Genomic DNA, 19636 nt, shown 5'->3' with positions numbered 1-19636 from the left:
CCAGGCGCCCTTCGGGGCCCACGCCACCGGCACCTTCCCGTCCCCGGTCATGGATCTGGAGGGCGGCCCTGATGGCGATGGCTTGATACGTATGGTCTGCATTGGCGACTTTGCCCCCCGAAGCGCCGGATGCCGGGCTTCAATGTCGCTCAGTGGCGCGGGGGAGTCAAGATGGGGAGTCAGGACGCGGAACGCGGCGACGCCCGCCTGCGTCATGTCCAGGCAAAGAACCTGTGGGCGTATACGAGAGTTCCCCGGAGGCATGGGGTGCCTCCGGGGAACTCCTGTGCAGGTCGGGCGAGTTGCTGTTGCACCCGCACGTTCAGGGTGCTAGAGAACCGCTCCCGGTGTTACTGGACGACCTTCAGGAGACGGTTCGGGGAGCCGGTGCCCGGGCTGGTGACCACGCCCGAGGTGGCGCCGTTCGTGAGGGCCGTGGCGACCTGGGCCGGGGTGGCCGAGGTGTTGCCGCCAAGGTAGATCGCCGCCGCGCCCGCGACGTGCGGGGTGGCCATCGACGTGCCCGAGATGGTGTTCGTCGCGGTGTCGCTGGTGTTCCAGCCCGCCGTGATCGAGGAGCCGGGCGCGAAGATGTCCAGGACCGAGCCGTAGTTCGAGTAGCTGGCCCTCGCGTCCGTGTTCGTGGTGGCGCCGACCGTGATCGCCTCGGTGACGCGGGCCGGGGAGTACGAGGAGGCGTTGGCGTTGCTGTTGCCGGCCGCGATCGCGTAGGTCACGCCGCTGGCTATGGAGTTGCGGACGGCCGTGTCCAGCGCGGTGGAGGCGCCGCCGCCGAGGGACATGTTGGCGACCGAGGGGCCGCTGTGGTTCGCGGTCACCCAGTCGATGCCCGCGACCACGCCCGCCGTGGTGCCGGAGCCCGCGTTGTCGAGCACGCGGACCGCCACGATCTTCGCGGCCTTGGCGACGCCGTAGGTCGAGCCCGCGATGGTGGTGGCGACGTGGGTGCCGTGACCGTTGCCGTCCTGGGCGACGTTGTCGCCGTCCACGGCGTCGTAGCCGTTGGTGGCCCGGCCGGCGATCTGCTGGTGGCTGATGCGGACGCCGGTGTCGATGACGTACGCCGTGACACCGCTGCCCGCTGAGTCCGGGTAGGTGTACGTGCCGGACAGCGGCAGCGACGTCTGGTCGATGCGGTCCAGGCCCCACGGGGCGTTGGACTGCGTGGCGTCCACCTTGACGGTCTGGTTCTGCTCGACGGAGGCCACCGCCGGGTCGGCGGCGAGTCTCTTCGCCTCGGTCTCCGAGAGGTTGGCCGAGTAGCCGTTCAGCGCGTGGCTGAACGTCTTCTTCACCGTGCCGCCGTACGTCTTGATCAGGCCCTTGCCCTGGCTGGACGAGGCCTTCAGGCCCGCCTCGCCCTTCTTGAGCGTGACGATGTAGCTGCCCTTGATCGCGGTGGGGGAATCGGCCGAGAGCACCTTGCCCTCGGCCGGCGCGGCCTGGGCGGGAAGGGCCGTGAGTCCGCCCAGGAGGGCGGCTGTCGTCACGGTGGTGAGGGCGGCGATCCGGATCTTCTTGCTACGCAGCTGTGCCATTACGAGGGAGTCCTCCTCTTGGCAGCGTGCGCCGGGGTGTGGCGCACGACTGTGGGGGGTGCGCACGTCTTCGCACACACGACCCGGAGCGTCGCCTTCCACTCCGGGCTGGGTAAAGACTGAGTGATCTACGCGTGTACATCAAGGGAGTTGAGCCCTTGTCACGATTCTGTCATGTTCACGTAACAAAGTGTCCGCTGAGCGGACGGCTCCCGCTCTTGTCCAGAGGGAAAGTATTGGCATGAACACTTCCAGTCAACGCGTGTAGCTGGTACCACAGTTCAGGCAGTGATCCTGCTAAAGGGAGACTCCATGAGACGTTCCAGATTTACGGCATATGCGGCCTCGCTCCTCCTCGCCGTCGGCATCGCCCTCACCGGGGCCACGGCGGCACAGGCATCCCAAGAGGCCGCGGCCACCGGCTATGTGGCCCTCGGCGACTCCTACTCCTCGGGTCTCGGGGCGGGCAACTACATCAGTTCCAGCGGCGACTGCAAGCGCTCAACGAAGGCGTACCCGTATCTCTGGGCCGCCTCCAGCTCACCTTCGTCCTTCGACTTCATGGCCTGCTCAGGCGCCGTGACGAGCGATGTCACGGCCAGTCAGCTGGGCCCGCTGAACTCCGGCACCGGCCTCGTGTCGATCAGTATCGGCGGCAACGACGCGGGCTTCGCCGACGTCATGACGACCTGTGTCCTCTCCAACGACAACACCTGCCTCTCGCGCATCAACACAGCGAGGGCGTTCGTCGACTCGACGCTGCCCGGACGGCTCGACAGCGTGTACTCGGCGATCCGGACCAAGGCCCCCTCGGCTCGCGTCGTCGTGCTCGGCTACCCGCGGTTCTACAAGCTGGGCCAGGATTGTCTCGGCCTCTCCGAGACCAAGCGGTCCGCGATCAACAACGCGTCCGACTACATGAACGACGCCATCGCCAGGCGAGCCGGCGCCCACGGCTTCACCTTCGCTGACGTCCGTACCGCCTTCACCGGCCACGAGATCTGCTCGGGCACCGCCTGGCTGCACAGTGTCAACTGGTTGGACATCGGCGAGTCGTACCACCCGACGACGGGCGGCCAGACGCTCGGCTATCTGCCCGTGTTCAGGAACGCCGCCTGATTCAAGGACTCCTCCTGATTCAAGGACGTCGCCTGAACCAGGGACGTCGCTGATTCAGGGAAGCGGCCTGCTCGCTCCGTTCGGGGCGAGTGCGTTGGCCGAGAGGGAAGGGGAGGCCCCGTTCGTCGGGGTCTCCTTCTTGCAGGTCACCGAGAACGGCACCGAGTTGGACTCGGTCCGCACCGGTTCGTGGACCTCGACGCTGATCTCCTCGTTGAACGTGCCTTCGTCGGACTCCGTCGTCGCGGTGACGGAGTCCTGCTGGGTCTTCCCGCCTCCGGCCGGGAACGACAGCGTCTTCCAGCCGCGATCCGAGATGCTGCCGCTCTTGGCCACCCAGCGGTACCGGATCTCCACCGGCACGCTGCCCACGGTGAACGTGGCCGTGAAGACAGGCGCTTGGTCGCGCGGCGGCGGGCAGGGGCCGGTGTACTGAGTGTTCTCGCCCTGAAGCGTCACCTTTACGGACTGGGCCGACGGGGTCGTCGTCCGTTCGCCCTCGGGCGGGGTGCTGTCACCGCCTCCGTTGCCGCTGTCGGTCGTCTTGTCGTCGCCGCCCGAACCGCGGGTGTCGCTCCCGCCGTTCGCACTGCTCGAGGCGCCCCCGCTGTTCGCCGTGTCGCCCCCGCTACCGCTCCCGTCGCCGCGGTTCAGCAGGGCGTACGTCAGTCCGGCCAGGGCCAGCGCGAGAAGGACCGTGCCGGTGACCACGAAGGCCGCGGCGCGCCGGTTCCGGTCGGGTCGTGCGGGAGCGGGTGAGGCCCCGGATTGGGTGGCGGCCCCGGGGACGGGGTACGGCGGGGACGGGGACTGGTTCTGGTAGGGACTGGTCCGCGCGGACGGGGTCGGGTCAGGGAAGGCCACGGTCGGGGCGTACGGGGTGGAGGTGGCCGCGCCCGGGCGTGGAGTGCCGCCGGACGCGATCGTCCGCAGGTCCTCCGCCGCCCGCTCGGCCGGGATGCGCTCCGCCGGCTCCTTGCGCAGCAGCCCTTCGATGACCGGGGTCAGCGGGCCGGCCCGGAGAGGCGAGGGCAGTTCCTCGTCGACGACCGCCCGCAGGGTGCTCAGCGGAGTGTTCTGACGGAAGGGCGAGCTGCCCTCGACCGCCGCGTACAGCAGCACACCCAGCGACCACAGATCCGACTCGGGGCCGGGCCTGCGGCCCAGTGCCCGCTCCGGCGCGAGGAACTCGGGCGAGCCCACGACCTCGCCGGTCATGGTGAGCGCGGAACTGCCCTCGACCATGGCGATGCCGAAGTCGGTCAGGACGACGCGCCCGTCGTTCGCCATCAGCACATTGGCCGGCTTCACGTCCCGGTGCAGCACCCCCGCCTCGTGGGCGGCGCGGAGCGCGGCGAGGATCTCGGCGCCGATGAACGCGGTGCGCTGCGGGGAGAGCGGGCCCTCGGCGTCCAGTACGTCGGCGAGCGAGAGACCGCGGACCAGCTCCATGACGATCCAGGGGCGGCCCTCCTCCATGGCCACGTCGTAGACCGTCACCACGTTCGGGTTCGCCACCCGGGCCGCGGCCCAGGCCTCGCGCTCCAGGCGGGCGTACATCCGCTCCACCTCGGGCGTCGGGAGCCCGGCCGGGGCGCGCACCTCCTTGACGGCGACCTCGCGGTGCAGGACCTCGTCGAGGGCCCGCCACACGGTCCCCATGCCGCCCTCGCCGAGAGGGGACAGCAGGCGGTAGCGCCCCGCGATCACACGCTCAATGCCTGGTTCTTCGGACACGGGTGTCCCCCCATCGCAGCTGTGCGATTCCTCCACTCCGCGTTATATCTCCCCAAAAGTAGCTCAACCGAGTGCCGATGCCGCCCCCTTGAGTACCAATCCGGCCCCGAGGGCGACGACGACGAGCGCCGACACCAGGGGCATGGTCCTGCGCAGCAGCGCGACGGCCGGGCCGCCGGCCAGCCGGGGGCGCCGGTCCAGCAGCCGCGTCATCCCGTCGCCCGCCCGGACGACGGCGAACCCGACGCCCGTCAGCGTGAGCGCCAGGCCGACGCCGAACGCCAGCACGAGCACCAGCCCGAACCACGCCTTCCCCAGCGCGGCGGCGCCCACGAGCACGACCACCGCCGAAGGACTGGGCACCAGCCCGCCCGCGAAACCGAGCAGGATCGTGCCGCGGACGGTGGGGGCCACCGGGTGGCTGTGGGTGAAGCCGCCGTGGGTGTGGGTGATGCTGCCGCCGAAGAGGGTGCGCTTGCGGTCGTGTGAGTGGTCGTGGTCGTGGTCGTGGTCGTGCGTGTGTTCGTGATCGTGCGTGTGGCCGTGGTCGTGACGGTGGGCTGTGGCGTGTGCCTGCTCCGGTGCGTGGGAGTGCGCCAGCGCGCGGGCCTTGGGCGGGCTGTGCTCTTTGGTGTGGCTCGCACCGTCCGCGTGGGCGTGGGCGAGGACCAGCGCGCGCTCCGGCTCGTGAGCGGGGGCGTCGGCGTGCTCGTGGTGGTCCTGCTCGTCGTGGTGGTGCGTGTGGTCGTGGTCGTGCCGGCCGTGCTGGTCCCGCGCATGCTGCCGCATGAGCTTCCGGTTCAGCACGGCACGGCGTACGAGGCTCACGCCCGCCGCCATGACGAGGAGGCCGCTCGCGATGCCGAGCCACGTGATCACGGACGGCGCGGCGGACGATCCGGCGGCGATCAGCAGGCCCAGGGCGACCACGCCGAGGGTGTGCGTGATCGTCACCGACACGATCATGGGCAGGACATCGCGGAACGTGGCGTTCCCGCGGGCCGCGGCGGTCGCCGCCATGATCGTCTTGCCATGGCCGGGGGCCATCGCGTGCATCGCCCCGAGGAACACGGCGATGCCCAGGGCCAGCGCCGCGAAGCCGATGGACAGGTCCTGACGGGCCACCAGGTCGTCGAGCGCCTTCGTCCAGCGGTCCGCCCCGCGCGGCAGGATCGAGGCGCCGGGCGCGTCGTCCCCGTCTGCGGCCAGCGCCGGTCCGCCCGGCCGTACCTCCAGGGACGCCGACGCGGTGTCCTCCGGCGACGACAGCAACTCCTTCGGGTAGCTGGTCAGCTGCCGGGACACGGACGTCTCGGGCACGTCCGACTCCGTGAGCGTCATCCGGTCGCCCCGGGCGGTGACCTCGCGCCACCCCGGGCCGGAGTCCACGGCGGCCTGGAAGCGCACCGAGGTCGACCGGTCGGGGAGGGGCGCGGTCAGCCCGCACTCCACGCGCAGGGTCGTGAGCCCGGCCTGTCCGGGCCGTTCCTCGGCACGGCTCGACCCGACGGCCAGGGCCACGTCCTTGCCGCCGACGGTGACCTCGCTGTCCCGGGCGGCCGTCGCGCACCGCGCCTCGGCCCACTTCTCCATGCCCTGCTCCTTGATGGCGGGCTCGGCCTGGGTCGCCGGGATCTCCGCCAGGTCCTCGATGTGGAGGACGCGCAGCGTGCCGGAGGCGGCGACGAGACCGTCGTACCGGTTGACGGTGAAGTTGCCGAGGGGATGCGCGCTCGCGGCCGAGGCGGGGAGCAGCACGAGCGCGCAGACGGCCACGAAGACCGCCGTGCAGGAGGCGAAGACACGCCGGTGGAACGTCACTTGGCCGCCTCCAGAGCCTTGAGCGCCTTACGGGCCTTCTCCGCGCCCAGCGGGGAGAAGCCGGAGTTGAGGTCGAGCGCAGCCTCAAGTGAGCGCCGGGCTTTCTCGTCGTTGCCCGTGGCCTGCTCGATCATCCCGCGGTGGTAGCGGAACGTCGCGTCCTTGTAGCCGGTGGCGGCCGCGCGGCGCGCGTACGGCAGCGCCTCGTCGCTGCGGCCGTTGACATGCAGCGCCCAGGCGAGCGCGTCCGCCGTGTGGACCGTCTGCCGGAGCTTCCACTCGGTGCGGGCCGCGCGCAGGGCCGCCTTGCGGTCACCGTGGTCGGCATCGGCGAGCGCGGTGTCGAGGTCGGCGTTGACGCCGTTGGCGCGCGCGATCGAGGTCCAGGCGTTCACCAGCGTGTACTGGTCGCGGGCCTTCGCCTTGTCGCCCTTCAGCTCGTACAGCTCGCCCAGCTCGACGAGCGGTCCGGGCAGCGGATAGCGGGAGACGACCTGTTCCAGGGTGCGGATCGCGCCGTCCCGGTCGCCGCTCGCGGCCTCGGCGCGGGCGCGGCCCTCCAGTGCGGGGACGTACTCGTCGTCGGCGGCCAGCGCTCGGGCGTAGTGGCTGAGCGCGCCCTTGTGGTCGCCCTGCCTCCAGGCGAGTTGGCCGAGCTGCGTGGCCACGTACGCGATGTCGGGGCGTCCGGTCGCGGAGGTGAGGGCCTGCTTCAGGACCCGCTCGGCGGTCTTCGTGTCGCCGCGCAGCTCGCGCACGTACGCGTAGCGCGTGAAGACGGGGATGCCGGGGCGCCGGTCGTCCGCCAGGTCGGCGGCCTTCGAGGCGTCGTCGTAGCGGCCGAGTTCCACCAGGGCGTCGATCCGCGTGGCCAGCGCCCGTTCGCTGTACGGGTTCTGTTCCAGTGCCAGGTCGGCGTAGCGCAGCGCGTCCTTGAAGTCGTGGCGGGCCGCGGCGAGTGCCGCCTGTCCCGCGAGCGCCGGGTCGTTGTCCGGACGCAGGTCCAGGGAGCGCTTCAGGGCCTTGTCGGCCTGCGGGTAGCGGGAGGGGTCGCCCTTGGTGCGAGCCTGCTCCACGTAGGCGAGGCCCAGTGTGGCCCAGGAGGTGAAGTCCTTCGGCTGGCCGCGGAGATGGTTCTGGAGGGTGGCGATGTTCGCGTCGAGGTCCCCGCCGGCGAGCAGCTCCGCCGTGACACCCGGTGAGCTGGACGCGCTCACCGACCGCTCCTGCCGGTTGCCCAGCGCGATGGCTCCGGAGGTGATCGCGACGGCCAGCGCGGCCGCGCACGCGGTGAGGTGCAGCACGCGGCGTCGCTTCGACGCGCCGGGCCCACGCTCGGCCTTGACCGCTTCGGGTTTACGCGCGGCCCCGACCGTTTCGGGTTCACCGGTGACGTCGCGTGCGTCGTCGGCGAGGGCAGCCGTGTCCTCGTCCGGACGCTCGCCCTCGGGCGCGCTCTCGTTCGTACGCGGGGACATGCCCTCTCCTCGGGTTCCGTGACGGGAAGGTTCGTGGTGACCGAAGGGAGGCGCGGCCCGCGCCGTGGGGGATGGATGGGTGCGGGCCGCGCCAGTTCGGGGTCCGGACCGTTCAGCGGGTCCGGTGCGGGACCGGGCCGTTCACCGGCCCGGTCCGGGGGCCGGTCAGTAGTACGCCCGGTCGTTCTGCCGGCGGCGCCACCAGAACAGGCCGGTGCCGATGATCAGGACGCCGCCCGCGCCCGCCGCCGCGGAGCTCGCGATCAGCGTGGTGTCGGTGCCGCTGCCCGCGGCGGTCACGCCGCCGTCCAGCGCGCTGCGCACGTTGTCCGTGGTGTTGCCCTCGACGGTCTTGCCACGCGAACCGGCCGTCGGCAGACCCACGTACGGGAAGGAGTGGCCGAACTTCTTGTCGTTCTTGTCGACCGCGTCGCCCAGGTCGTTCTTGGCACCGAGCAGCTCGCCCTCGACGACCTGCAGCGCGATGTCGATCACGTCGTCGGTGAGCCGGCGTCCGTTCGGGAAGCCCTGGTTGTCACCGTCGAGCACACCGAGCCGCTTCGGCTTCTTGGTGGGCTCGATGGAGGTGTTGAGGCGCAGCATCTCCGACGGGGTGACGTGCGGCGGCTGGTTGAGGCCCTCGACGCCCTTGAGGAAGACGTCGACCAGGTCGTTGCGCGGCTCGTCGGGCGCTGGGATCTTGTAGATCGCCTCGATGAGCTTGGGCAGTTCGGGCTCGGTGACGTTCTTCAGGAACTGGGCGTCGTCCACGGGAGAGGACGCGTTGAACGTGTCCTTGTCCTTGATCGGGTTGACGACCTCGTTGACCAGCGGCATGCCGAGGCGCGAGACCTGGCGGAACTCGCCGTCCGCGCCCTTGCGCTGGGTCGTGGACCAGACGCCGACGATCGGCTGCTCGTGCGACTCGGTGATCGCTTCGCTCGGCACCTGCAGGGCTATCGAGTTGACGTTGTACTGCTTGAGGGTGTCCCGCCCGACCTCGGAGAGGTCACCGCCGTACAGCAGGTCGAACACGCGCAGGTCCAGGAAGAACGGATCGTCGGCCTGTCCGGCGAACGTCGTCACACCGCTCGCGGTCTCGTAGACCGCCTCGTCGCGCAGCTTCTTGTAGTCCGGCATCGACGCCTTGCCGACGTTCGACGGCGCCACCCGCACATCGTCCGCGAGCTGCGTCTTGGACACCGCGCGCCGGTTCTTCAGCTTGATGAGCTCGATGTCGTACGTCTGCGTGATGTTCAGGGTCTCGTCGTCGAGGCTCTCGACCGTGCCCGTGTTGTACAGGAAGCTCTTGTCGTTCTTCGTCTTCGTCTTGAACGTGTAGCGGAAGATCAGGTCTTCCTGCGCGTCGCCGTCCTGGTCGATGCGGATGTCGTACTGGGCGTCCTCGGCGAACGTGTAGAAGTTCGGTCCGCCCGCCGGTTCCTGGAGGGGTATCCAGTTCGCCACGATCGTCGTCGTGTCCGGCTTGTCCGGGCTGACGAACGCGTACAGGTCCGTGTTGTCGAACTGGGGCGTCCCTGAGATGAGGGGGGCCTCCCGGTGGCTGGAGGCGGAGGCCGCCCCCGGTTCCAGCGCGGTCACGCCGGCGGCTGCGAGCCCCCCGGCAGCCAGCGCACCACAGATGAGGGTCGCGATGTTCCTGCGCCCCGAGCCGCCCCTGGAAGTAGGTGTCATGCCGTCCGTCCTCTGTCCCAACTTGCCTGACGAACGCCATTCGGAGCGGTCGGCAGTGCGGATTGGTCGAATCTCAAACGTTCTTACGCAGTGTTTGAGATCTTGTTTCAGCGGCCGGTGACCGAGTCTTCGGACAGGCTGATCCGTAACTCCATCCGGAGGTGGGTTCGTTGCGAATGCCCTACACGAGGGGATGGCCGTGCGGTCCGGCCGGAGCAGAGGGGGAGCGAGTGGAGGCGGACGAACTTCTGGTCCGGGTGGCCCGAGGTGACCAGAATGCCTTCGAGGAGCTGTACGGACTGGTGTCCGGGCCCGTGTTCGGGTTGGTGCGCCGAGTCGTGCGCGACCCGGCCCAGTCGGAGGAGGTGGCGCAGGAGGTGCTGCTGGAGCTGTGGCGCTCCGCCGCGCGGTTCGACCCCGGCCGGGGCAGCGCCCTGTCCTGGATCCTCACGCTCGCGCACCGCCGCGCCGTCGACCGGGTGCGCAGCGCCCGCGCGGCCACCGAACGCGAGCAGCGCGAGGGCATGCGGGCCCACCACCCCGCGTTCGACCAGGTCGCCGAGGAGGTGGAGGCCGGCCTCGAACGGGAGTGGGTGCGCCACTGCCTCGACCGGCTCACCAACCTGCAGCGCCAGTCGGTCACGCTCGCCTACTACGACGGCTACACGTACCGTGAGGTCGCCGAACAGCTGTCCCTGCCGCTCGGCACGGTCAAGACCCGTATGCGTGACGGCCTGACCCGGATGCGCGAGTGCCTGGGAGGTGCCGCATGAGTCTGTTCGGCAGGTCGTCGCGGCGGGATCTGCACTCGCTCGCCGCGCCTTACGCGCTGGACGCGCTGGAGCCCCACGAGCGGATGCGGTTCGAGAAGCACCTCAAGAAGTGCGACCGGTGTACCACCGAGGTGCGGGCACTGTCCGAGGACGCGGTGCGGCTGGCGTGGTCGACCGCGGCCCAGGCTCCGCCCGCGATGCGCGACCGCGTTCTCGCCGCCGTACGCACCATGCCGCAGGAGGCCCCGTCCCGGAGCGCCGCCCCCGCACGCCCCCACCATCTGCCGGCCCATGTGTGGGGCACCGAACCGCCACCGCCCCCGAGGCGCGCGCCCCGGATGCGCTCGCTGCTCGCGCCGCTGGCCACCGCCACGGCCGCGGCGGCGCTCGTCGTGGCCTCCCTCTTCGCCGTGCAGGCGACGCGCACACAGGACCAGCTGGAGGCGGAGCGGGACCGGTCACGTGAGATCGCCAACATTCTCTCCGCGCCCGACGCCCGCGCCACCAGTGAGCGGGACGCCCAGGGCCGAGGGATCGGAGTCGTCGCCTCCGTCAAGGAGGGGCGCGCGATCGTCACCCTGAGCGGGCTCGACGATCCGCCGAGCGGTAGCGTGCACCAGCTCTGGCTCATGCGCCCCGACGCGCAACCGCACTCCCTGGGCCTGTTCCAGGGCGACACACCCCTGGTCACGGGCGGAATGAACGGCGACGCCACGTCACTCGCCGTCACCGTCGAACCCGACGGGGGATCAGCTCAGCCCACCAGCCAACCGATCACTCAACTCGCCCTGAAATCTGTCGGATTCGGAGAGTAATCGTCAACGTCCTTACGGGGTAGATGAATCCTGTGACCGAGATACACGAGTGCCCCAAGGGGGCGATAGGGTTACCCTGCCCGGGCCGGGCGGACTCGTACGGGTGGGGAGTGACATGGATCAGATAACAGCGCGCAGGGCACGAGTCCCTGCGATTACCTGCGGGAGCAGCGCGACCAGTTCGCGCCTCGACCGACATCTCTCGGTGCTGGCCGGCCCCGCCGTGCCACAGCGTGAGACGGCCGAGGCGACCTCGCTGATGCGCGAGCTCACCGCACGCGAGCCGCACGAGCGGAGCGGCAAGGGCAGCCGGGTCGGCCGGGTCTCGCTCTTCGCACCGCTGCGTCGGCTGCGCCGCACGCTGTTCGGCGGCCACTGAGCACCACGGGCTCACCGCAAGGAGCCCCCGCTTCACCAAGGGCTCACCGCAGGACCCGCGCTCAGGCGACCACACCGTCCCGGCGTAGCGCTGCGATCTCGTCGTCCGTCATCCCCACGGCACGCAGCAGCGTCACGGTGTGTTCCCCGAGCGCGGGCACGGCCCCCATCCGCGCCGCGTCCCCGCCCGGCAGCGTGATCGGGGGCAGCAGCGCCCTCAGCGGCCCGGCAGGCGTCCCCACCTCCCGCCACCGCTCCCGGGCCCTCAACTGCGGATGCTCCGCCACCTCGTGCAGGTCTCTGAGGCGCGCGCAGGCGATCCCGGCCGCCTCCAGCCGGGCCACGGCCTCGTCCGTGTCGAGCGCGCTCAGGGCCTTGGCCACCAGCTCGTCCGTCCGTGCCCGGCGCTCGACCCGGGCCGCGTTCGTGGCGAACGCCGGATCGGTCCCCAACTCCGGACGCTCCAGCACCTGTTCCGCCAGCCGACGCCACTCCCGGTCGTTCTGCACCGACAGCAGTACCCGCCCGCCGTCAGCCGTGGCATAGGCGTCGTACGGGGCGATGACGGCGTGACCGAGTCCCGTCCGCGCCGGGGGAGTTCCGCCGTGCATCGTGTGGTGCAGCGGATGCCCCATCCACTCGGCCAGCGCCTCCAGCATGGACACCTCCACCGGCCCGCCCCGCCCGGTCGTCCCGCGCCGCACGAGCGCCGCGAGCACCCCGGAGAACGCGTACATGGCCGCCGCGATGTCCGCCGCCGGAATCCCCGCCTTCACCGGCTGCTCCGGTGTCCCGGTCACCGACACCAGCCCCGCCTCGCACTGCACGAGCATGTCGTACGCCCGCTTGTCCGCGTACGGTCCCGACGCCCCGTACCCCGAGATGTCCACCGCGACCAGCCGCGGGTGCGCGGCGCACAGCGTCGCCGCGTCCAGGCCGAGCCTGGCTGCCGCGCCCTGTGCGAGGTTCTGCACGAAGACGTCCGCGTCCGCCACGAGCCGTCGTACGACCTGCCCGCCCCGTGGGTCCTTCAGGTCCAGTGCGATGGACTCCTTGCCGCGGTTGCACCACACGAAGTGCGAGGCGAGGCCGCCCGCCGCCGTGTCGTACCCGCGCGCGAAGTCCCCTCCGTCCACCCGTTCGACCTTGATCACTCGGGCGCCGAGGTCGGCGAGCTGCCGGGTGGCGAAGGGGGCGGCGACGGCCTGCTCGACGGCGACGACGGTGATGCCGTCCAGGGGGAGGGGGAGTGGCTGCATGGCACGGATCATGTCCCCGTTCCGTGCCGTTGTCATCTGTGGCCCGGGGACCCGTCTCACCGTTCGCCGCGTGCGTACCGCCGTACGGCCAGTGGCAGGAACACGGCGATCAGCACGGCGCACCACAGCAGGGAACCGGCGACGGGGTGGGTCACCGGCCAGGCGCCGTCGTCCGGCACCGGGGCGTTGCCGAACAGGTCCCGCAGCGCCGTCGTCACCGCGCTGATCGGGTTCCACTCGGCGATGGTGCGCAGCCAGCCCGGCAGGCCGTCCGTGGGGATGTACGCGTTCGACAGCAGCGGCAGCATGAAGGTCGCGCTGCCGAGCTGTCCGGCAGCCTCCTCGCTCCGTGAGGCGAGCCCGAGCAGGATGCCGACCCAGGTGGCGGCGAAGCGGAAGAGCAGCAACAGACCGAAGGCGCCCACCGCCGACGGCCAGCCGCCCTCGATCCGCCAGCCCATCGCGAGCCCGACCAGCAGCAGCGGAACGAGCCCGACCGCGGTCGTCAGCAGGTCGGCCACCGCCTGGCCCACGGGGACGGCGGAGCGGCTCATCGGCAGCGTACGGAACCGGTCCATCACGCCGCGGTGCGCGTCCTGGGCGGCGCCGAACATGCCCGTCATGATGCCGTTCGCGACGGTCGCCACGAGCATCCCCGGGACCAGGAACGCACGGTACTCCTCGCCCGGCATGGCGAGCGCGCTGCCGAAGACGTAGCCGAAGAACAGCAGGAACACGATCGGCATCGTCTGCGTCAGGACCGTGATGGCGGGCGCGTGCCGGATCCGCTGGAGGTTGCGGACCAGGACCGCGGTGCCGTCGATGACCAGCGCGCTCATACGGCGGCCTCCTTGCGGGCGGTGAGGCGCAGGAAGACCTCGTCGAGGGTGGGTGGGCGCAGGCTCGCGTCGACGACCGGCACCTGGCCCGCGTCGAGCTCGCGGACGATGCGGGGGAGGGTGAGCTCCGGGTCCAGGACGACCGCCCCGGCGGTGCGTCGCTCACGGTCGAGCACCGGCTCCGCGCCGGTCAGCTGGTCCAGGACCACGGCGGCCGCGTGCAGCGCGGGCTCACCGCCCTCCGCGGCGACGACCACTTCGGCGTAAGCGCCGATCTGTGCCTTGAGCCGGGCCGGTGTGCCCTGGTGGGCGGCCCGGCCCTCGTCGATCAGCACGATGTCGTCGGCCAGTTGGTCGGCCTCCTCCAGGTACTGCGTGGTCAGCAGCACGGTGGTGCCGTCGCGCGCCAGTTCCCGAACGGCCTCCCAGATGTCGTTCCTGCTGTGCGGGTCGAGTCCGGTCGTCGGCTCGTCCAGGAACAGCACGGCGGGCCGGGTGACGAGGCTGGCCGCCAGGTCGAGCCGGCGCCGCATGCCGCCGGAGTAGGTGCGCGCGGGACGGTCCGCGGCCTCCGCCAGTCCGAAGCGCTCCAGCAGCTCGTCGGTCCGTGAGCGCGGCGCGCGCAGCAGACGGGCGAACAGGCGCAGGTTCTCGGCGCCGGTGAGATCGCCGTCGACCGAGGCGTACTGCCCGGTGACCGCGATCCGGCGGCGGACCGCCGCGGCCTCGCGCACGACGTCGTGCCCGGCCACCCGGGCCGTCCCGGCGTCCGGGGCCAGCAGGGTGGTCAGGACCCGGACGGCGGTCGTCTTCCCCGCGCCGTTCGGCCCGAGCAGCCCGCAGACCGTGCCCTGGGAGACCGCGAGGTCCAGTCCGCGCAGCGCGCGGACGTCGCGAAAGCGCTTCTCCAGACCCTCACTAAGTACAGCGTACGTAGTATCCATAAGGCGACCATACCCCACTACGTACGGTGTACGTAACTAGGATGGTGGGCGAGGTGATGATCCATGGCGGGCCGAACGGCCGAACCCGAGGTGATCTGGGCGCGCCCCGAGCGTGCGGGCCGCGGCCCGAAACCCGCGTACAGCCGGGCCGACATCGCGGCGGCGGCCGTCCGTATCGCCGACGCGGACGGCCTCGACGCGGTCTCGATGCGCCGCGTCGCCGCCGAGATCGGCTGCGGCACCATGTCGCTCTACAACTACGTGCCGCGCAAGGAGGACCTGTACGAGCTGATGGTCGACCTGGTCAGCGCGGAGTACGACCTGTCCGGCGAGCCCAGCGGCGACTGGCGGGCGGACATGCTCGACCTCGCCCGCCAGGCCCGCGGCATCATGCGCCGCCACCCCTGGCTGGTCCGTGTGATGTCGACCGCCTACAGCATCAGCCCCAACGCCCTGCGCTGTCTCGACTGGTGCCTGGCCTGCCTGGAAAGCCTCGACGTGCCGGCCAGTACGAAGCTGGAGCTGTTCGGGATGGTCAACGGGTCGGTCATGGTGTACGTCGCCAACGAGCAGGCCGTCGCCGAGCGCACCCGCTCCGCGCCCTGGTCGGCCGAGCGGGAACAGGCCGTGCGGGGTGCGTACATGATGAGCCAGGTCACGGCGGGCGACTATCCGCACCTGGCGGCCCTCTTCGCCGAGGGCGTCGCACCGCCGGACGACCCTGAGGCGGCGTTCGACCGGATACTGACGCGGCTGCTGGACTCCTTCGACCCCAAGGGCCGAACCGGCCCCGGGAGTTAGATGAGCCCCGCGGATGACAGCCCGGGAGTGAGGGCCCGTTCTTGTGGCCCTAGATCAGCGCGAGCTGTCCCTCGGGGCCCTCTTCGTGGCTGTCGAGCACCGAGGCGGGCCGGCGCGCCGGCTCCGGCACCGGGAGGACCCCTGCCGTGCGCAGCTCGGCCGCGCCGATCGCGTCCTCCACCGTCAGGCCCGCCTGCTTCGGCCGGAGTTCCGCCAGCAGCGCCAGCACCGTGATCAGCTCCAGCAGCTCCGACGTCCACGTCTGCGGCCAGGACGTCGGGCGTACGGCCTCCAGCGTGCCCGGCTCCGCCTGCTCCGTTCGCCGGGTGAACCACGCCTGGAGGACCCTGACACCGCCGACGTGGAAGTCCCATGCCTCGGCGGGCACGGGGGCGATGCGGCCCTCGCCCGCCAGCAGGGCCTCCTCGTCGCGGTCGTAGAACAGTTCGACGGGTCGGCTCGGCAACGGGGCGCGGACGTAGGGGCGGCGGCCGCCCGGCAGCTTGGGGCGTTCGCCGTCGCGGCGCATCAGCCACAGCATCCGGCGGCCCAGCTCGACACCCTGGGCCCAGGTCCCGGGGTGGGCGGTCAGCGGGACCTCGATGCCCCGGGGGCCCGGGCGGGCGGCCGTCAGGATCCAGGCCAGGACGTCGAGGGGCTCCGGGGCCGTGCCGAGACGTTCGGCGAGGTGGGCCGTGAGACCGGGCGCGAGGTTCGGTTCGTGGCCGCCGGGGCGCCGGTGGAGGGGCCGGACGCGTCCGGTGCGGGGCCCGTGGGCCGGGGCCAGCGGCAGCGCGGCCGGGGCGAGCAGGACCGGGCCGGTCACGTCGGGCGCGACCGTCTGCTCGACCACGAACACCTGCTGCTCGTCCGCCACCCGCCACAGCTCGGGCCGCGCGGCGTCGATCAGCCGGTGGTCCGGGATGAGCCACTGCTCGTCGAAGGGGGCGGCGAGGGCCCGTACGGGCTCCGGGCACGGTCCCGATTCCCGGGCCAGCCGCCCGGTGCCGCTGGTCTGGCCCGGCAGCTGGGCCACGGCCGAGTGCAGAGTGCGGGAGCGGGTGGGCTCGAACAGGGCCTCACGGACCGGCTCCTCGGCCTTCACGAGGGTGTCCCAGCGGGCTTTCAGACAGGCCGCGTCGGGGGCCGTCGGCCACCTCCGGCCCAGCCGCGGCGGTGCGACGGACCACGGCATGAGGTCCGCAAGGAGCGGAGCGTCGTCGTGCGTCACGCCGGGCATCGTACGACGGGGTGCCCGCGGCGGGTCATGTCGCGTCGAGGGTGACGGTGAACGAGAAGCGGTCACCGCGGTAGTGGATCACCGCCACGTCCAGCACCCGGCCGTCCGCGTCGTACGTCACGCCCGTGTAGTGCAGGATCGGGCTGAGCAGCGGCACATGGAGCAGACGCGCCGTCTCCGGGTCGGCCAGTCGCGCCTCCACGGTGTCGGTGATGCGGCTGATGTCCGCGCCCACGACGTCCCGGAGCACCTTCGTCATGGGCCAGCGGATCAGGTCGTCGTGGTCGATGCGCTCGGCGAGTTCGGGGCGGACGTGGTTGCGGGCGTGGTTGGTCGGCTCGCCCGTCTTCTCGTCGCCGCGCAGGCGGTGGTACGTCGCCACCTCGGCCAGATCCGGGAAGCACTCGGACAGTTCCGGCGGAACCGGCACCGTTTTGTGGTCCAGCAACTCCGTCGTCATGCCCGACTGCTGCGCCACGATCGCGTCCACCGAGCCGAGCAGTCGTACGGGGGCGCCGCGCATGGCGCTCGGCTCGATGAACGTGCCGCGCCGGCGGTGCCGGGTGATCAGTCCCTCGTCCTCCAGCTCCTTCAGCGCCTGCCGCATGGTCAGCACGCTCACCCCGTAGTGCCCGGCGAGCCGCTCCTCGGTCGGCAGACGCAGCGGGTCCCGGGGCGAACGGCCGAGGATCGAGGCGCGCAGCGACTGCGAGACCTGATACCAGAGCGGCAGTTTGCGGTTCAGGACGATCGAGTCCGGGGCGAAGGAGGTCACGACGGTATCCGTACCGGTCGAGGGCGTCGTGTGCAACGGGCGGCCGGGATCAGCCGGCCGGGCGGAAGTGACGCTGGAGGCCCGACCATACGTCGTCGTAGTCCCGTTGCAGGTGTTCGGCCCGTGCCGCCTGGGCCGTGGTGGTCACCGGCCAGCGGGTCTCGAACATGAACGCCAGCCCGTCGTCGATCTTCTGCGGCCGCAGCTCGGCGGCGCTCGCCCGGTCGAACGTCTCCTGGTCCGGGCCGTGCGCCGACATCATGTTGTGCAGTGAACCCCCGCCCGGCACGAAGCCCCCGGGCCCCGCGGTCTTGGCGTCGTACGCGCCCTCGACGAGCCCCATGTACTCGCTCATCACGTTCCGGTGGAAGTACGGCGGCCGGAACGTGTTCTCGCCTACCAGCCAGCGCGGCGCGAAGACGACGAAGTCGACGCCGGCCAGCCCCGGGGTGTCGCTCGGCGAGGTCAGCACCGTGAAGATCGACGGGTCGGGGTGGTCGTAGCTGATGGTGCCGATCACATTGAACCGGCGGAGGTCGTAGGCGTACGGCACATGGTTGCCGTGCCAGGCGACCACGTCGAGGGGCGAGTGGTCGTACGTCGCCGTCCAGAGGTTCCCGCAGAACTTGTTGACCCCCTCCACCGGGCCCTCGACGTCCTCGTACGCGGCGACCGGTGCCCGGAAGTCCCGTGCGTTCGCGAGGCCGTTGGCGCCGATGGGGCCCAGGTCGGGGAGGCGGAACGGGGCTCCATAGTTCTCGCACACATAGCCGCGGGCGGAGGCGTCCAGCAACTCCACACGGAAGCGCACCCCACGGGGGATCAGCGCGATATGGGCGGGCTCCACATGGAGTTGACCGAACTCGGTGTGCAGCAACAGCCCACCGTGCTCGGGGACGATCAGCAGCTCGCCATCGGCGTCGCTGAAGACGCGGTCCATGGACGAATTGGCGTGATACAGGTGCACCGCCATGCCGGTGCGCTGCGTCGCGTCGCCGTTGCCGCCGAGCGTCCACAGGCCGCCGAGGAAGTCGGTGCCCTCCGGCGGCGGGGGCAGCGGGTTCCAGCGCAGCCGGTTCGGGTCGGGCACCGTCTCGGTGAAGGGGGCCGTGCGGATCGTGCCGTTGTCCGCGCGCGTGAACGCGGGGTGCGCGGCCGACGGGCGGATCCGATACAGCCAGGAGCGCCGGTTGTGCGCCCGGGGCTCGGTGAACGCCGTGCCGCTGAGCTGCTCCGCGTAGAGGCCGAGGGGAGCGCGCTGGGGCGAGTTGCGGCCGTCGGGCAGCGCGCCCGTGACCGCCTCCGAGCTGTGCTCGTTGCCGAAGCCCGAGAGGTAGGTCAGTCGCTCGGCGGTCTTCCGTGCGTCCCCGTTCATGATCGCTCCTTCGCGCCATTATTCCTATGCTTCACCGTAGGATTGGGGAGGGTTGGGCGCAAGAGGAGATCCGCGCCACGGCCCGAGTCGGTTCAGCCACCGGCGTTCCGGGCCACCGGGGTCGCGGGCGCCCGTCGAAGATCGGCCAGACCCTCCCCGAAGCCCCCTAGGTGCCCAAGAACCCGACCTGAGGGGGATCCGAGTGTCAGAGGTGTGCCAACTGCTCGCCGAGGAGTGTGCATAACGTCGGCGTAGCTCGATCGTGTGATGGTCCGCTCGCGGGCTTGCGGCGCCCTGGGCTGATCGGGTTAGCGTGATCGTGCGATCTGGGACGCCGGATACGGCGCCAGCGTGCGGGGCCGCCGCTCCACCGGAGTGATGGTTCGGGACCTCCCCGTCGCCACTGGCTGTGCCCACTGGCCAGGTCGCACAGGGAACTGGCCTCCCGGGATCGGACCACGCACAAGATGCGTGTCGCTGCCCTGGGGTTGAGTACGCCGGGGACCTGGGGGTACCTCCCACGCCCTTAAGGCAGTGGGGGAGCGCTCAAGACCGTTTGGGGCGTGCGGCTGATCAGGCTCACTTCTGCTCAGTCCAAAGAACGAGAATGGTGCTCTAGTCTCCCGGCATGTCGTGGACGCGCGGAGGTCTCGCTGCGCTCGCCGCCTGCGCCCTCCTCGGCCTCGCGGCGGGCTGTGGCGATGGCGGCGCGCACGAGCAGAGGGCAGAGGTGTCGGCGTCACCCGTGGGCAGACTGCTGGACGGCACGGACGAGAAGGGACGGCACTACCGTGAGATCGACGAGAAGGGCGCCCCGGACGTCGGCATCGAGGTCCAGCCGGACGCCGACGACGGCTGGGACGTACGGCTGACCGTCCGCAACTTCCGCTTCTCGCCCACCGGTACCCAGCCGGTGGCCGTGACCGGCCGCGGCACCGTCGTCCTCTACCTGGACGGCTGCCCCCTCACCCGGCTGCGCACCACCGAGTACCGCCTCCCCGGCGACCTCGTCCCCCGCGGCACCCACC

General features: G+C 71.2%; 16 protein-coding genes and 1 pseudogene. 6 read left to right on the top strand and 11 right to left on the bottom strand.

The window, feature by feature from the left end:
- Positions 1–350 precede the first annotated feature (350 nt).
- The gene (locus FPZ41_RS33390) at positions 351–1559 is read right to left on the bottom strand and encodes a S8 family peptidase (RefSeq protein WP_152867341.1); all 1209 of its coding nucleotides are present in this window, start codon (positions 1557–1559) and stop codon (positions 351–353) included.
- 312 nt (positions 1560–1871) lie between these two features.
- Between FPZ41_RS33390 and FPZ41_RS33385 the strand changes: the two genes are divergently transcribed.
- The gene (locus tag FPZ41_RS33385; RefSeq protein WP_152867340.1) at positions 1872–2678 is read left to right on the top strand and encodes an SGNH/GDSL hydrolase family protein; all 807 of its coding nucleotides are present in this window, start codon (positions 1872–1874) and stop codon (positions 2676–2678) included.
- Positions 2679–2732: 54 nt separating this feature from the next.
- On the opposite strand, the gene FPZ41_RS33380 is transcribed toward FPZ41_RS33385, so the two are convergent.
- The 4 genes from FPZ41_RS33380 to FPZ41_RS33365 form a co-directional block, all read right to left on the bottom strand.
- Positions 2733–4415, bottom strand: a complete 1683-nt coding sequence (locus tag FPZ41_RS33380; RefSeq protein WP_322621048.1) for a serine/threonine-protein kinase — start codon at positions 4413–4415, stop codon at positions 2733–2735.
- Positions 4416–4478: 63 nt separating this feature from the next.
- Positions 4479–6236, bottom strand: a complete 1758-nt coding sequence (locus FPZ41_RS33375; protein ID WP_322621047.1) for a nickel transporter — start codon at positions 6234–6236, stop codon at positions 4479–4481.
- Positions 6233–7714, bottom strand: a complete 1482-nt coding sequence (locus FPZ41_RS33370; RefSeq protein WP_152867339.1) for a tetratricopeptide repeat protein — start codon at positions 7712–7714, stop codon at positions 6233–6235. Before FPZ41_RS33370 ends, FPZ41_RS33375 begins: the two co-directional genes overlap by 4 nt.
- 165 nt (positions 7715–7879) lie before the next feature.
- On the bottom strand, positions 7880–9409 hold the full coding sequence (locus FPZ41_RS33365; RefSeq protein WP_152867338.1) for a DUF4331 domain-containing protein: 1530 nt from the start codon (positions 9407–9409) through the stop codon (positions 7880–7882).
- A gap of 230 nt (positions 9410–9639) precedes the next feature.
- Here FPZ41_RS33365 and FPZ41_RS33360 point away from each other — a divergent pair, with 230 nt between their 5' ends.
- The 3 genes from FPZ41_RS33360 to FPZ41_RS33350 all read left to right on the top strand — a co-directional run bounded on the left by FPZ41_RS33360 (position 9640) and on the right by FPZ41_RS33350 (position 11376).
- Positions 9640–10182, top strand: coding sequence for a sigma-70 family RNA polymerase sigma factor (locus tag FPZ41_RS33360; protein WP_322621046.1), 543 nt, complete (start codon positions 9640–9642; stop codon positions 10180–10182).
- Positions 10179–10997: an anti-sigma factor gene (locus FPZ41_RS33355; RefSeq protein ID WP_152867336.1), complete on the top strand. Its 819-nt coding sequence runs from the start codon at positions 10179–10181 to the stop codon at positions 10995–10997. Before FPZ41_RS33360 ends, FPZ41_RS33355 begins: the two co-directional genes overlap by 4 nt.
- Before the next feature lie 115 nt (positions 10998–11112).
- Complete coding sequence (locus FPZ41_RS33350) at positions 11113–11376, top strand: hypothetical protein (RefSeq protein ID WP_131568184.1); 264 nt, start codon at positions 11113–11115, stop codon at positions 11374–11376.
- Between the two features lie 61 nt (positions 11377–11437).
- Here the strand turns inward: FPZ41_RS33350 and FPZ41_RS33345 are convergent, their stop codons facing one another.
- From FPZ41_RS33345 to FPZ41_RS33335, 3 genes are read right to left on the bottom strand one after another with little or no spacing between them, the layout of a single operon-like run.
- Positions 11438–12646 carry a CaiB/BaiF CoA transferase family protein gene (locus FPZ41_RS33345; RefSeq protein ID WP_194236294.1) on the bottom strand — a complete coding sequence of 403 codons (1209 nt, stop codon included), beginning with the start codon at positions 12644–12646 and terminating at the stop codon, positions 11438–11440.
- Between the two features lie 44 nt (positions 12647–12690).
- Entirely contained in the window at positions 12691–13473 is a 783-nt protein-coding gene (locus FPZ41_RS33340) for an ABC transporter permease (RefSeq protein WP_152867334.1), read from the bottom strand.
- Entirely contained in the window at positions 13470–14417 is a 948-nt protein-coding gene (locus FPZ41_RS33335; protein WP_152867333.1) for an ATP-binding cassette domain-containing protein, read from the bottom strand. Before FPZ41_RS33335 ends, FPZ41_RS33340 begins: the two co-directional genes overlap by 4 nt.
- A gap of 63 nt (positions 14418–14480) precedes the next feature.
- Between FPZ41_RS33335 and FPZ41_RS33330 the strand changes: the two genes are divergently transcribed.
- A complete protein-coding gene (locus FPZ41_RS33330) occupies positions 14481–15218 on the top strand; it encodes a TetR/AcrR family transcriptional regulator (protein ID WP_152867332.1) in 738 nt (245 codons plus the stop codon).
- 49 nt (positions 15219–15267) lie between these two features.
- Here the strand turns inward: FPZ41_RS33330 and FPZ41_RS33325 are convergent, their stop codons facing one another.
- The 3 genes from FPZ41_RS33325 to hmgA are packed head-to-tail and all read right to left on the bottom strand — an operon-like array spanning position 15268 to position 18608.
- Positions 15268–16458 carry a type ISP restriction/modification enzyme gene (locus FPZ41_RS33325; RefSeq protein WP_152867331.1) on the bottom strand — a complete coding sequence of 397 codons (1191 nt, stop codon included), beginning with the start codon at positions 16456–16458 and terminating at the stop codon, positions 15268–15270.
- Positions 16459–16483: 25 nt separating this feature from the next.
- Positions 16484–17233: a GntR family transcriptional regulator gene (locus tag FPZ41_RS33320; RefSeq protein ID WP_322621045.1), complete on the bottom strand. Its 750-nt coding sequence runs from the start codon at positions 17231–17233 to the stop codon at positions 16484–16486.
- A 49-nt stretch (positions 17234–17282) separates the two neighbouring features.
- Positions 17283–18608 (bottom strand): homogentisate 1,2-dioxygenase, encoded by a 1326-nt coding sequence (gene hmgA, locus FPZ41_RS33315; protein ID WP_152867329.1) that lies wholly within the window; start codon positions 18606–18608, stop codon positions 17283–17285.
- 628 nt (positions 18609–19236) lie between these two features.
- On the opposite strand from hmgA, the pseudogene FPZ41_RS33310 reads away from it, so the two are divergent.
- A pseudogene (locus tag FPZ41_RS33310) lies at positions 19237–19636 on the top strand (nuclear transport factor 2 family protein); the annotation flags it as partial.

This window comes from Streptomyces acidicola, from assembly GCF_009377235.1.
GTDB classification, from domain to species: domain Bacteria; phylum Actinomycetota; class Actinomycetes; order Streptomycetales; family Streptomycetaceae; genus Streptomyces; species Streptomyces acidicola.
Note: the sequence above shows the minus strand (reverse complement) of the source record. Positions and strands in the feature narration are given on the sequence as shown.